Origin of the sequence: Marinifilum flexuosum (genome assembly GCF_003610555.1) — a bacterium.
GTDB lineage: Bacteria > Bacteroidota > Bacteroidia > Bacteroidales > Marinifilaceae > Marinifilum > Marinifilum flexuosum.
Genome location: NZ_RAPQ01000008.1, coordinates 1,853,910 through 1,867,040 on the forward strand (window position 1 = coordinate 1,853,910; position 13,131 = coordinate 1,867,040).

The window sequence follows — 13,131 nt, forward strand, 5'->3', positions numbered from 1 at the left end:
TTATTGTTTTGAAATATTTTGCATTTTCAGACTTTAAAATCTTTTTGAAATTCGTATGGTTCCGAGAATCAGAAAGTTGAAAGACGAAGCAATTCTCTTATTTAAAAACAAATAAAGAGAAGCCTTGTTTTCAGCCCACAAAATTAAGAATTAATTTTTTTCTTAAATCAGAAAACAACATGTTCTTGAAAAAAAATGACCTATTGCTGAAGAAGTCGGATAAGTTGTTGTCTATTTAAGATTTTAATATCTCTTCGATGCGTCTCAATTAATCCTTCCTGTTCCATTTCTTTTAAACTTCTTGCAAAGGATGGACGAGTCACTCCAAAAAACTGTGCCATTTCTGATTGTGATTTTGGTAGAGTAACTTGTTCTTTGTCTGGGGCAGCCAATTTTAAAATGTAGTTTGCCAATTTGCCTTTAATGGTTTTAAAATTTAAAAACATCAGTTTGTTGGCTAAAAACTGACTTCGATTTGAAATTAGATTGAGATAATTAATAAGGAATACTTTATTCTTCTGAAACAAATCAACAACCGATTCTTTTGCCAAAGAGAAGATTTCTACATCCTCATTTGCCGTTACATTTACCGGAAACTGATTTCTTTGTCCGAACAAAAAAGCGGAGGCAATAGGGTAGGGAGCCATGATGTCTTCAATTTTTATACTTTTTCCTGAAGGATCGAGCATTTCACCCTTTACGCTTCCTTTCATTACTATCATTAAGTTTTCGCAGCGATCTTCACGAAAAGCTACCATATCACCTTTTGAATATTTTTTAATTCTATACTGTGCACCCTGTAAAAGAGATTCCATTTCTTCTGGAGTAATTCCCCTAAAAACTGGTGATTGAGAGAGTTGTTGAAATAGCATTTTGTTGTTGCAATTATAATTTTCTCAATGATACGGGTTTCCTAGCAATCTTCAAAAAGTAAAAGAGTTTTTTGTCTTTTTCAGTAAATAAAGACTGAGAAATTAAGTGAATAGTTAATTAAAATTATAATCTACTTATTCACTCATTTATTTTTTCACGTTTACACCATCTTTAGTAAATTTCTTCTAAAACTGATTACTGAAATTGAGGTAAGAACTGCAGCAATTCCCAATAGGATTATCATTTTTGGTAGAATATCGATAAGTGGTAGTTGTCTCCAGAAAATATCAAAGAATCCTTCCATGGCCCAGTAGTTTACTGAAATTACCGCTAGTTTTTTCATGATGGCAGGCATAAAGAAAAGAGGCATCATACTTCCGCCTATAGCCGAAATCACAAGAATAATTAGAGTTGATAAACTTTCTACTTGTTTTCTACTTTTGCATACCGATGCCATAAATATTCCGAAACTCGAGCAAGCAATGGCTGCACATAGAATCATTAGAATAAGTGCGGGAAGGTTAATGAAAATATCTAAACCCAAAACCAACCAGGAGTAGAGGAACATTACGCTTAATTGCAATACTGCCATGAATAAAGTTGACAGCATTTTGCCATATAAAATTCCAGAAGGACTAACAGGAGCGATTAATAATCGACGAAATGTACCATCTTCCTTTTCTTTTAATAAAGATGCGCCACTAGCTGAAACACTAAATAGCAACATCATGATTGCTATACCTGCGATGGCTTGCACAAGCCCAAGATTTCCATTTTTCTTTTCACCAACAAGTGCTGTCATTGGAAGTTCTGAATTCTCTTCAATTTCAGATTGCTCTCCAGAATTGTTGAATCCTTCGAATTGTTCTGCCACCTGAGCTTGTATATCTTCTATTTCAGAATTGGATAGATCTGGGTTTTTATCTTTAATCCAAGTATTTACTTTGCCTTTTATGCCTTTCTTCATGGTTACTCCAAAAAGATTTGACCATAAAGCTTGCTGCAATAATCCCATTTCTATCTCTTTGGCTTCATCGTAAAACAATTCCATAGGTATTTTTTTACCAGTTTCAACAGAATCCTGAAAGCCTTTGTACAATACTAAAACAGCAGTTCTTTTGCCTTTTTTGATTAAGGTTTCGGCTTCATCATAGCTTTTAATCTCTAGCTTTAGTCCTTCTTCTGCATCCAAGGTTGAGAAAACTTCTTGCGAAAGATTGGTTTTGTCTTGATCAGTAAATAGTAAGTTTATAGGTCTTGATTTCTCAGATTTTCCTATACCACCATACATTAGCGCAAAAATGGTAATTAATGCGATAGGTAGGAGAAGCGATAAAAATACAGCAGTTTTATCTTTAAAATATTGCTTGATATCTTTTAATGCGATTGTAAACATGTTGCTAGGTTTTAGAATGAATGGAGGTTAGTCGCGTAATGATTTACCCGTTAATTCAAGAAAAATACTTTCTAAGCTAAGACTTCTGATGTCAATCTTATCAAGTAGGAGTTCAGATTGAGAACATAGCTGAATTAACTCTGGCAATTCTGAATTTGCCTGCGATGAAGATAGAATTAAATGATCATCATTTACGAGAAGTTGTCCATTGTATCGATCGGTTAATTGTTCTAAACCATTTTTATTGGGGTTGGAATATTCTAAATGAATCTCCTCTTTAATGGAAGAATTGGCTTTCAACTCATCCAAGCTTCCTTCTGCGATGATTCTCCCTTCATCAATAATGCCAATTCTGTCGCATAAACGTTCAGCTTCTTCCATATAATGCGTCGTATAGATCATGGTTAATCCTCGAGAATGAAGTTCTTCAATCACTTCAAAAATCAAATTTCTACTTTGCGGATCTATCCCCACAGTAGGCTCATCCATAAATACGATTTTGGGGTCGTGAAGTAAAGCAGCGGCAATATTAATTCTTCGCTTCATACCTCCAGAATAGGTTTTAATTTTGTGATTTTTTCTATCAGCCAGACCAAGAAACTCTAATAATTCATCACTTTTATTTTGGAGTTGTTGGCCTTTGATTCCGTACATGGTCCCCCAAAATTTAAGATTCTCTGAAGCTGTTAAATCTTCATATAATGCAATTTCTTGTGGTACAACACCAATTAACTTTTTGCATTCAGATAGGTTCTGATACAGTGATTTCTCTTCGTAGAATATTTTGCCGTCATCAGGCTTTAGTAGAGAACTTAAAATACTAATAGTTGTGGTTTTACCAGCCCCATTTGGTCCAAGCATACCATATAATTCACCTTTTTGAATGTTCAGGGTTACATCTGTAAGAGCCTTAACTTCTTTGTAAGATTTTGATAAATTTTTTGCAACAAGCATAAGGTTTGTGTAAGGTTAGTGATGAGCTAATTTACACAACTTAATTAGAATTATAAAATCATTTTTAGGAAATTAACGTAGCAAAGCAACATTGCCTTTTTTTAACATTTTTTTGCCATCAAGGTAAGTAACCTCCAGTACGTAAATGTAAACATCGATATCCTGCAATTCACCTTTATATGATCCATCCCAACCAATATTAATACTATTGGTTTCGAATATTTTTTGACCAAGACGATTGTAAATTACAAGAGTGGCCTCTTTGATATCTGTTCCATGAATAAACAGTTTATCATTGTGTCCATCACCATTAGGAGAAAAGGCTTTTGGCAAGCCAACAAAAGGATAATCTTCAATAAACCCAACTTCAATGGTGTCTTGCGATGTACAGTTGTGTTCATTGGTTACCTTAACCCAATATTTACCTTCGGTACTTACCGATATTTGCTGTGTAATTTCACCAGTAGACCATGTGTAAAAACAATTGGGAGTCCCCGCATCTAATACAATTCCTTTGTCTGGATAGGAAATTAAATCTTGACCAAGATCAACATTTGGAACTTCCTTTGTAATTACTTCCACACAATCAGATTCCATATTTCCATTTGCATCGGTTACTTCTACACAGAATTGACCTTGCTTTTTGAGATATACTTCGGGAGCATCACTTTGTAATCCAGTCCACTTGAATGAAAGAGGAGCTACAGGATTTCCCTCAAGCTGTACCATTACGTATACAGAGTCACCTTCACAAATGTTTTGATCTTCTCCAAGGAATACCCCAAATTTTTGACCAGTCTTATAATCTATATGTAAAGTGTCTTTATTGGAGCAACCATACTGATCTGAAACTTCGACCATATATATCCCTCCACTATTTGCTTGGATTGTTTGACTTGTTGCACCATTATTCCAAACATAGCTGGCTCCAGGATTCTCGGCATTTAAAATTGCAGTTTCTCCTTCCCAAAGAACCAAATCAGGACCTAAATCTACAATTGGGTTAGGATGATATTGAATGATAGTACTTGCTGTTTTCTCAAAACCATCAGGATCTGTTACAGTTACTGAATATTTTCCTTCGGTTTCAATTGTTATTTCAGATTCTTCTGCGCCTGTATTCCAATTATATTTATATTCCTGATCAATTGACAAGCTTGGACTAAGAACCATTTTTTCATTGCCACACATGTGAATAATTTCGGGTAACTCAATTTTAAAAATTTCGTCCTCAAGTTTAGCTTTAAATTCCTTAGTACTAGAACAGCCATATTCTGAAGTTTTGGTAACCGAATATTGTCCACTTTCAGAAAGGACAATTGAACTTTTGGTGGAGCCATCAGACCACAGATAAGTACAATTGTCTTCATAAATATCAATTTTCTGCTTTTTGTTTTGTAGAACAACCAAATCATCAATTAATATTTGGGGAGCATTTTGAACTTTAACTTCTACCGATGCACTTACTTCTTGTTGGTCATCCAAATCGGTTACTATCAATTTATAGATTCCAGGTTCACTTACAAGAATCGATTTTGTTGTTTCTCCATTATCCCATTGGAAAGAATAATTGGAAGGTAAGTCCATTTCTGGATTCAATTCGCAATATCCTCCCTGGCAAATGTTTTTGGTTTCGCCCAAATCCACCTTAAAGCTTTTTACAAATTCAATTCCTGCATAAATGGTGTCGCTGTTACAGCCAAAAACATCTGTTTCAATTAATTTGAAGATACCTGCACCCTCATTTTTAGGCCATTCTATTTTTAAATGAATGTCTTTTGTAGTGGACTTAATATTAGTAGTATTTTCGTGTAATATGGCACCATCTGGCAATACAACCTGGTAGGTTGAGTTTTTACCAATTTTTGCACTATATTTTAGAGTTGAACCAGATTTTGCTTTTGGATGGTAATCATTGAACTCAGGACCAGGTAATGGTAATATTTGAATTGTGGCAGAGCGTGAATCATCTGGAATCTTCAACGGAGTTAAATCTTCTAACCAAGCTTTTTTTAACTCAATGGTATAGTCTTGTATCTTACCACTTAAGTTTCTTAGGAATAAGGAAAAATCATATTCCGAAAACTCTATAGCCTTGTTGCCATTAAGAATTATTGCAGGGCTATTATTTATTGAATAACTGGCAAACCACTTTTTATCTTTAGGTCCTTTAATTGAAAGACTTATTTCCTGAATAGGCAGAACTTCTCCGTTGGTCGCAGAGCAGTACATTGCTTCATAATCGGCAATGATTTTAACAACATCAATGTCATTTTCGTCATCTTGGGCAAGCAAGGAAAATGGCAAAAGTAATATTATAAAGATGGAATATATCTTTGATGAGAAAGAGAGGAATATGTGGCTTAGATATGTCATGGGCGACAATTTTTCTTTAAAAACAAGAAAATACTTCTATTAAATCTTGATATAAATATACTTTAAAAAATCCAAACCTATAATTTTAATCAGTAATTTAAAATGATTCATCATTAAAAATGATACGTTAATCAGTGAAAAATGTTTGGAAAAAAACATGAATTCTGGACTTTTGGCGGTGAAAAATCGTATAGTGTAACATCGGTTACAATTTTTCTTTGTTGGAGGATATACATTTGCAATAGAAAATCAATAAAAATCGGTTTCACAATGGAGAATCAATATTTTAATACCACAGATAGTTTACTTGATATTTGCACTAAATATCCTGAGACAGTAAAAATTTTTGTTTCGAACGGTTTCAAGCAATTAGAGGATGAAAAGAAAAGAGCTCTTTTGGGAAAATCTCTTTCCTTGGAGATGGCTTTGAAGATGAAGAAATTGAATGTGGAAACTTTTACTGCCTTACTGGTAGAAGGTATTGATTCAAATCGTGGTCAGGTTGATGGTGATTTAAATCAGAAGACAAAAGAGAAAAAAGAAGATTCGGTTCATGTTCAGGGATTATTGCCTTGTCCGGTTCGAGTGCCTTTGGTAGAAGGTATTGATTCTTTTATTGTTGACTATGAGAAGAAATACAATAATGAAATTGTATATGATTTAAAAGCAGCTTCAATGGGATTGGATTGGTTAATTGATGATGTAATTAACCAGGAGAATACCGATAATTTGGCTGATATTTTTATTTCTGCTGGTTTTGATTTGTTCTTCGATGAAAAATTGATGGGTAAATTCAAAAAGCAGGGAGTGTTTAAGGATAGCACTGGCTTTGACCGATTGAATAAAGATTTCGATAATGATGAGATTTGTTTGAAAGATCCGGAAGGACATTATTCTATGATTGGAGTTGTGCCTGCAGTATTTTTGGTGAATACAGCGGAATTGGGTGATAGACCTGTACCTCGAACCTGGGCCGATATCTTCAAGCCGGAATTCAAAAGAAGTGTAAGTTTACCAATTAGCGATTTCGATTTGTTCAACTCCATGTTGTTGCATATCTACAAGGCTTATGGTGAAGAAGGTGTAAAAGGATTGGGTGCTTGTTTGTTGGAAAGCATGCATCCGTCGCAAATGGTAAAATCGCATACCAAGAAAAATGAAAAGCCAGCTATTACAATTATGCCTTATTTCTTTACAAAAATGGTTAAGGTTGGAGGTCCTATGATTGCAGTTTGGCCTGAGGATGGCGCAATTATCAGTCCAATATTCATGCTGACTAAAGAAGACAGATTGGATAAGACACAACCAGTTATTGATTTCTTTGCTTCAAAAGGAGTAGGAGAAATTCTTTCTCACCAGGGACTGTTTCCAAGTATCAATCCGAATGTTGATAATAAATTACCAGAGGAAAATAAATTCATGTGGTTAGGTTGGGATTATATCAATAACAACGATATCGGTTCGTTAATTACAAAATGTGAAACTATCTTTAAAAAATCCATACAGGATGAGTCGTTTGCAAATCTGGGACCTTTAAGCTATAGTCCGAACAACGATTAATTATTAAACACTAACAGAATAAACAACACAACATATGAACTTAGTTACAGTATCGGGACCTCCTTCATCAGGAAAAACAGCAGTGATTCTTAAAACCATAGATTCTTTCCAGAAACGTGGTTTGGAAGTAGGAGTCGTAAAATTCGATTGCCTTTATACCGATGATGATATTTTATACGAAAAAGCGGGTGTTAAAGTGAAGAAAGGATTGTCTGGATCTCTTTGCCCTGATCATTATTTCGTAAGTAATATCGAGGAAGTTACCCAGTGGGGAATTAAAGAAGGTTTGGATATTTTAATCACTGAAAGTGCCGGATTGTGTAATCGTTGTTCGCCTTACGTGAAAAGTGTGACTGCCGTTTGTGTAATCGATAACTTGAGTGGTATCAATACGCCAAAAAAAATTGGACCAATGTTGAAATCTGCCGATATCGTAATTATTACCAAGGGTGATATTGTATCTCAGGCTGAAAGGGAAGTGTTTGCATCGAGAGTGAATACAGTAAATCCAGGAGCAAGCATTATGCATGTAAACGGATTAACCGGCCAGGGAGCATACGAATTAAGTACTTTACTGTATGACGAAAAAATTGAGGTAAAAACATTGGTTGGTGAAAAACTTCGATTCTCAATGCCATCGGCTCTTTGTTCATACTGCTTGGGTGAAACCAGAATTGGTGAGAGTTACCAAATGGGTAATGTTCGAAAAATTGACATGGAAGATAAAAAGGGAAAAAAGTAAAAGTTTAAAGGAGAAAATAACAAGTTCCGATTCAATTGCCACTTGCTTTAGCAGGTGGATTAAAAAAGCAACAACATGATCACAACACGAGATATACAACAAAAAACAATTGCCGATCTATTTGAGCAGTATCCTTTTCTTCCTGGATTTTTTGAAGAAAACACCTTGGAAGTTGATGGACAAATCAATGAGAAGTTGGATGATTTCCTGAACATTTTGGATGATGAAGAGGAAAAGGAAAATCGTGCAATGGATAAAAGTCAGGTAATGGAATCCATGGCCGAATACATAACCCAAATGTTGGCTTTCCTTGGCGAAGATGAGGATGAGGGAGTAAATAGCATTACACTTTTGCCTGGAACCAATAAATCGGGCGAGAAGGAACAGTTTGATGAGTTAACCATTAACAAAAGTGAGATTGTTTGTATTGTTGGTCCAACAGGTTCGGGAAAAAGTAGATTGTTGGCAGATATTGAATGGGTAGCACAAAATGATACGCCAACTTCCAGAACCATATTGGTAAATGGCGAGAAAGGCGATAAAAAATGGCGAGTGACTTCAGGACATAAATTGGTGGCTCAGTTGTCTCAGAACATGAACTTTGTAATGGACCTTTCGGTTTATGAGTTTATAGAATTACATGCTCAAAGCCGTTTGGTTGAGGATGTTGAAGGTGTAATCAACAAGATATTTGAACAAGCTAATAATTTGGCAGGAGAGAAGTTCAGTTTGGATACTCCAATTACCAGTTTGAGTGGAGGACAATCGAGAGCATTAATGATTGCTGATACTGCGATTCTAAGTAAATCACCAATTATTTTGATTGATGAGATTGAAAATGCAGGTATCGATCGTAAGAAAGCATTGGAACTGTTGGTAGGTGAAGAGAAAATTGTATTGATGGCAACTCACGATCCTATTTTGGCATTAATGGGAGACAGAAGAATTGTAATCAAAAATGGTGGTATCCATAAAGTAATCGATACCAGTGGAGATGAACAAAATCTACTTTCAGAACTGGAACGTATGGATAATGTAATTCAGAACATGAGAACGCGTCTTCGTCACGGTGAAATTATCCGCCAGGAAGACATTGGATTTTAATTAAGAATTAATAATAGAAATAATTATAAAGGTTTTTGGTGTTGCTTACTATTGACCAAAAGCCAATTAATCAGGAGGAAATAATTATGCATGACGGATGCGCAGGAAGCTTTGAAAACGGAAAACAAGTAGTTGATAAAATTAGAATGATGGGCTTTGCAGAGCAATTGATGCCAATGCCTATGGATATTGAATGTCATGGTTGTAAGGAAACTTTTACCATGGAAGAGTTCGAAGGACATTGCCCTAAATGCGATATGGTGCATGGTGTTACACCTTGTCACGCTTTCGATCCTAACAACATTATGGCTGCAGGTATAGGATATTAAATAATTATGAAGAATATAATTTGCCACGGGTTTTAACCCGTGGCATTTTAACCCAGCAGAATTTCCTGTTGGGATTTTTTGTGCCAATAAATTTGTAATTTAGGTCTCATTATTCACAAACAATTCTATAAAATATGAACCTTAACTTAGTTGATCAACTTACATTACTGGCACTGGATGATGAGAAAGGAAGCTTTATTGCTGACAGCTTTTCTTTTGCTTATGGACTAGCGGGAGCTGTTATTCTGGAACTTTCTTTACAGGAACGAATCGTAGTGGAAGGGAAGAAACTAAAGGTAAAGTCAACTCAAATTTGTGGTGACGCCTTACTGGATCATTTCCTGAATAAGATTAGTGGCTCCAAAAAGGAGAGATCCATTCAAACTTGGGTAGAAACAATAGGAGAAAAGTATTCCTATATAAAAGATGAAACACTTGCTAAACTTATCGACGGGGGCATTCTGAAAAAGGAAGAGAAAAAGATTCTTTGGATTTTTAATGTAGATAAGTTTCCTGCAAAAAATGCAAAACCTGAGAATCTACTCAGAAAACGCCTGAATGATATTCTTCTGAACGATTGTGATGTGGAGATGCAAGAGATCATGTTAATTAGTTTAATTGACATGTGTGAGTTAAACAATGAGGTTTATGGCAAGGAGAGAGCCAAAGAGTACAAGAAAAAAATAAAAGAAATTATCGAGAAAGGGCAGTTGAGTTCATCAATAGGAAAAGCAGTAAAAGAAATTCATGAAGCATTAATGGCGGTGATTGTTGTTTTAATTACCACTTCAGCAGTAACAACAACGATCTCTTCATAAATTAGATATCCTTTTTCAAGTCTGATTTTCGTAAATTGATTATCAATTCTTTTAAATCGGTACTGATGAAAACAGCAAGATTAAAATCTGGAATTACACATAGGGAAATATTGATTTTTCTGATTTCCTCATTGGCAATTGTATTGTTTCTTTTTTATATAGACGAAGGATACTATTCTTTAGACTGGATAAAAGAACCATTTGCTCTTGTGCTTGTATTGATTTATTTGGTTCCTACATTTTTGTGTCAAATATTGCTTCATGTTTTACTGTGGAAAGTAAAAGACTCAGTAGTCAGAACAGTTTTAAGTACTTTTTTCGGAATAGTAACTGGTGTTGTGTTGGTTATTTCTACTTTTTATATTTTGTCATAGTAAAGAGTTAGCTGATGAGGGGACACAATTAGCGAAAATCATTAACATCTTACGAGATCTGCGTCTGAATTATTTATCTTCACACTCCTAAATTTAAGAATGTGAACATGAACAAAGAGCAGATCATAAATCAAACCGTAGAATTTGTAAAGCAAACACTGGCTAATGCCGAAGGAGGTCACGATTGGTGGCACATTTACAGGGTATGGAAAACGGCTAAGCATTTGGCAGAAAATGAAAAAGTAAATTTGTTTGTTGTTGAATTGGGTGCCTTACTTCATGATATTGCCGATTCAAAATTCCACAATGGCGATGAGAGTGTAGGACCCAAAAAGGCGAGAGAATTTCTATTATCTGTAGAGGTACATGAAGATGTGATTGTTCATGTGGAGCAGATCATCAGCAATATTTCTTTTAAAGGGGGAAAAGAGGCTCAGAAATTTAAATCTCTGGAATTGGATGTGATACAGGATGCAGATAGAATGGATGCCATTGGCGCCATAGGCATTGCTCGCACTTTTAATTATGGTGGACATAAAAACCGCGAAATTTATAATCCAGAAATAGGACCCAATTTAAACATGACAAAGGAGGAGTACAAAAACTCAACAGCTCCAACCATCAATCATTTCTACGAAAAACTTTTGCTGTTAAAAGACAGAATGAATACCAAAGCAGGCAAAGCCTTGGCCGAACAACGTCATCAGTTTATGGAGCAATATTTGGATCAGTTTTATAGAGAGTGGGAAGGACAGGTTTAAAATCTATAAATAATTTTTCCAGAGGCGGCATTCTTGCTGCCTCTACTTGTATACAATTGGTGGAACTATACTGAAGGACAGCAAGCAAATTAAGCCATCTGTTTCTTTGTTTGTATTTTATTGTTTTGTAGATTCATGAACTTAAAACTAATAAGGCAATATTTTTAATTGTCGATATTTTATAGCTACTAATCCAGGAAAGCAAGGGATTTTATCATGCGAAAAAAGAAAAAGATAGAGATATTAAAAGAGTCGTTTGGAGAGTTAAAAAATGATGCATTTAATTTTGATTCGATTGGTAGTTATTTTAAAAATAAGAGCAATAGAGAGTCGTTTCATATTTTATCCGATAAGACTTGTAATGATCTGGATTTTGAAGAATTATTCATGTTTTTGGATCGGACGAATTCAAAAGTTGGACAACAGTATTTGTACAATAAATTAAGAAGCATTCCTGTAAAATCAGAAAATGTTGAGTTTAAGGAGAATTTGATTCAAAAGCTTTTGAATGATGAGCAGCTTAGGATTAATGCTCAGTTGCAACTTGATAAACTCAATAAGACAGATGCTTATTATATAGCATCTTTGTTTCAAGGTGAATATGAGAAAGCTCCCAAGTGGTTTTTTATTGTTCGCCTGTTATCTTTTACCAGCTTGTTGTCTTTGTTAATGATTCCTTTTAATGCCAAAATGTTCTTTGTGTTTTTGGGAACTTTCATTGTCAATATAGGATTTCACTATTGGAACAAAAGGAATCTATACAAATACCTGGGATCTATTCCGCAACTCTTAAAATTAAATAGTATTGCGGCTAAGCTATTTAAAGTAGCGGAATTCAAAACAATTAATCCTGAACTGAAAAGCTCAATTCAAGTGATAAAGCAGGTTCGAAATAGAATGTCCTTCTTTCGATTAGAAGCCAATCTGCAAAGTGAACTTGAAGCCGTATTTTGGGGAATCCTGGAACTGGTAAAAATCGCTTTTCTTTTTGAACCACTGTTACTGTTTGGTATTTTAAATCGATTAGATAACAAGAGAAAGGAAATTGAAAGTGTTTATTGTTTTATTGGAGAAATAGATGCTCTGATTTCTATAGCTTCCTTAAGAAAAGGAAGCAAAATTTATTGTATCCCTTCAATTAACAAGTCTGAAATCAGGGCCGAAAAGGTTTATCATCCATTAATACCAAATTGTATTTCCAATACCATTAAGGTGAATCAAAAATCGATTTTATTGACAGGTTCAAATATGTCTGGAAAAACATCCTTCATTAGAACCATTGGATTGAATATGATATGCGGACTGACCATTAATACCTGTTTTGCAGAAGCAATGACTTTTCCTCGTTTGCGAATTTACTCTGCCATCAGAATTAATGATGATTTAATAAATGACAGAAGCTATTATTTTGAAGAAGTTCTGACAATTAAGGAGATGATTGACAATGCATCTAATGGCATAGCAAACCTGTTTTTGTTGGATGAAATTTTCAAAGGAACCAATACCGTTGAGAGAATATCTGCAGGAAAAGCTGTTCTTTCAGCTTTAAGCAAGGGCAACAATTTTGTATTTGTTTCTACTCATGATATTGAACTTACCGATCTTTTGACGGACGAATATGAATTGTATCACTTTAGTGAAGTTGTAAATGAGAATAAGGTAGACTTCGATTACAAGTTGAAACCAGGAAAACTGAAGAATAGGAATGCAATTCGAATTCTTGAAATTAACGAATATCCTGGCGATGTTATAGAGGAAGCGATTGCCATTTCAAAAAGTCTGGATCAATTAACAATTGAAAATAAACATATGTTATCATGAAAAACAAACTAATCATCTCACTC

12 protein-coding genes are annotated in these 13,131 nt (G+C 34.7%); 8 read left to right on the forward strand and 4 right to left on the reverse strand.

What is annotated here, in order from left to right:
* Window positions 1-200 precede the first annotated feature (200 nt).
* From BXY64_RS07480 to BXY64_RS07495, 4 genes are all read right to left on the reverse strand, one after another.
* A complete protein-coding gene (locus BXY64_RS07480) occupies window positions 201-872 on the reverse strand; it encodes a Crp/Fnr family transcriptional regulator (RefSeq protein ID WP_120239268.1) in 672 nt (223 codons plus the stop codon).
* Window positions 873-1,033: 161 nt separating this feature from the next.
* Window positions 1,034-2,269: an ABC transporter permease gene (locus BXY64_RS07485; RefSeq protein WP_120239269.1), complete on the reverse strand. Its 1,236-nt coding sequence runs from the start codon at window positions 2,267-2,269 to the stop codon at window positions 1,034-1,036.
* A gap of 27 nt (window positions 2,270-2,296) precedes the next feature.
* The gene (locus BXY64_RS07490; protein ID WP_120239270.1) at window positions 2,297-3,223 is read right to left on the reverse strand and encodes an ABC transporter ATP-binding protein; all 927 of its coding nucleotides are present in this window, start codon (window positions 3,221-3,223) and stop codon (window positions 2,297-2,299) included.
* A gap of 72 nt (window positions 3,224-3,295) precedes the next feature.
* Entirely contained in the window at window positions 3,296-5,599 is a 2,304-nt protein-coding gene (locus BXY64_RS07495; RefSeq protein ID WP_120239271.1) for a T9SS type B sorting domain-containing protein, read from the reverse strand.
* A gap of 141 nt (window positions 5,600-5,740) precedes the next feature.
* Here BXY64_RS07495 and BXY64_RS07500 point away from each other — a divergent pair, with 141 nt between their 5' ends.
* From BXY64_RS07500 to BXY64_RS07535, 8 genes are all read left to right on the forward strand, one after another.
* On the forward strand, window positions 5,741-7,159 hold the full coding sequence (locus tag BXY64_RS07500; protein WP_211334427.1) for an ABC transporter substrate-binding protein: 1,419 nt from the start codon (window positions 5,741-5,743) through the stop codon (window positions 7,157-7,159).
* A gap of 34 nt (window positions 7,160-7,193) precedes the next feature.
* Window positions 7,194-7,901 carry a GTP-binding protein gene (locus BXY64_RS07505; RefSeq protein WP_120239272.1) on the forward strand — a complete coding sequence of 236 codons (708 nt, stop codon included), beginning with the start codon at window positions 7,194-7,196 and terminating at the stop codon, window positions 7,899-7,901.
* A gap of 75 nt (window positions 7,902-7,976) precedes the next feature.
* A complete protein-coding gene (locus tag BXY64_RS07510) occupies window positions 7,977-9,005 on the forward strand; it encodes an ATP-binding cassette domain-containing protein (protein ID WP_120239273.1) in 1,029 nt (342 codons plus the stop codon).
* 86 nt (window positions 9,006-9,091) lie between these two features.
* Window positions 9,092-9,334, forward strand: coding sequence for a hypothetical protein (locus tag BXY64_RS07515; protein WP_120239788.1), 243 nt, complete (start codon window positions 9,092-9,094; stop codon window positions 9,332-9,334).
* Window positions 9,335-9,468: 134 nt separating this feature from the next.
* The gene (locus BXY64_RS07520) at window positions 9,469-10,152 is read left to right on the forward strand and encodes a GOLPH3/VPS74 family protein (RefSeq protein ID WP_120239274.1); all 684 of its coding nucleotides are present in this window, start codon (window positions 9,469-9,471) and stop codon (window positions 10,150-10,152) included.
* Between the two features lie 65 nt (window positions 10,153-10,217).
* Complete coding sequence (locus BXY64_RS07525) at window positions 10,218-10,526, forward strand: hypothetical protein (RefSeq protein ID WP_120239275.1); 309 nt, start codon at window positions 10,218-10,220, stop codon at window positions 10,524-10,526.
* A 107-nt stretch (window positions 10,527-10,633) separates the two neighbouring features.
* Window positions 10,634-11,287, forward strand: coding sequence for an HD domain-containing protein (locus tag BXY64_RS07530; protein WP_120239276.1), 654 nt, complete (start codon window positions 10,634-10,636; stop codon window positions 11,285-11,287).
* 216 nt (window positions 11,288-11,503) lie between these two features.
* A complete protein-coding gene (locus BXY64_RS07535; protein WP_120239277.1) occupies window positions 11,504-13,108 on the forward strand; it encodes a MutS-related protein in 1,605 nt (534 codons plus the stop codon).
* The last annotated feature ends 23 nt before the right edge of the window (window positions 13,109-13,131 follow it).

Bases quoted from the DNA above. Each gene is read 5' to 3' on its own strand.
- BXY64_RS07480 (WP_120239268.1), bottom strand. From the start codon at position 872: ATGCTATTTCAACAACTCTCTCAATCACCAGTTTTTAGGGGAATTACT.
- BXY64_RS07485 (WP_120239269.1), bottom strand. From the start codon at position 2,269: ATGTTTACAATCGCATTAAAAGATATCAAGCAATATTTTAAAGATAAA.
- BXY64_RS07490 (WP_120239270.1), bottom strand. From the start codon at position 3,223: ATGCTTGTTGCAAAAAATTTATCAAAATCTTACAAAGAAGTTAAGGCT.
- BXY64_RS07495 (WP_120239271.1), bottom strand. From the start codon at position 5,599: ATGACATATCTAAGCCACATATTCCTCTCTTTCTCATCAAAGATATAT.
- BXY64_RS07500 (WP_211334427.1), top strand. From the start codon at position 5,741: ATGTTTGGAAAAAAACATGAATTCTGGACTTTTGGCGGTGAAAAATCG.
- BXY64_RS07505 (WP_120239272.1), top strand. From the start codon at position 7,194: ATGAACTTAGTTACAGTATCGGGACCTCCTTCATCAGGAAAAACAGCA.
- BXY64_RS07510 (WP_120239273.1), top strand. From the start codon at position 7,977: ATGATCACAACACGAGATATACAACAAAAAACAATTGCCGATCTATTT.
- BXY64_RS07515 (WP_120239788.1), top strand. From the start codon at position 9,092: ATGCATGACGGATGCGCAGGAAGCTTTGAAAACGGAAAACAAGTAGTT.
- BXY64_RS07520 (WP_120239274.1), top strand. From the start codon at position 9,469: ATGAACCTTAACTTAGTTGATCAACTTACATTACTGGCACTGGATGAT.
- BXY64_RS07525 (WP_120239275.1), top strand. From the start codon at position 10,218: ATGAAAACAGCAAGATTAAAATCTGGAATTACACATAGGGAAATATTG.
- BXY64_RS07530 (WP_120239276.1), top strand. From the start codon at position 10,634: ATGAACAAAGAGCAGATCATAAATCAAACCGTAGAATTTGTAAAGCAA.
- BXY64_RS07535 (WP_120239277.1), top strand. From the start codon at position 11,504: ATGCGAAAAAAGAAAAAGATAGAGATATTAAAAGAGTCGTTTGGAGAG.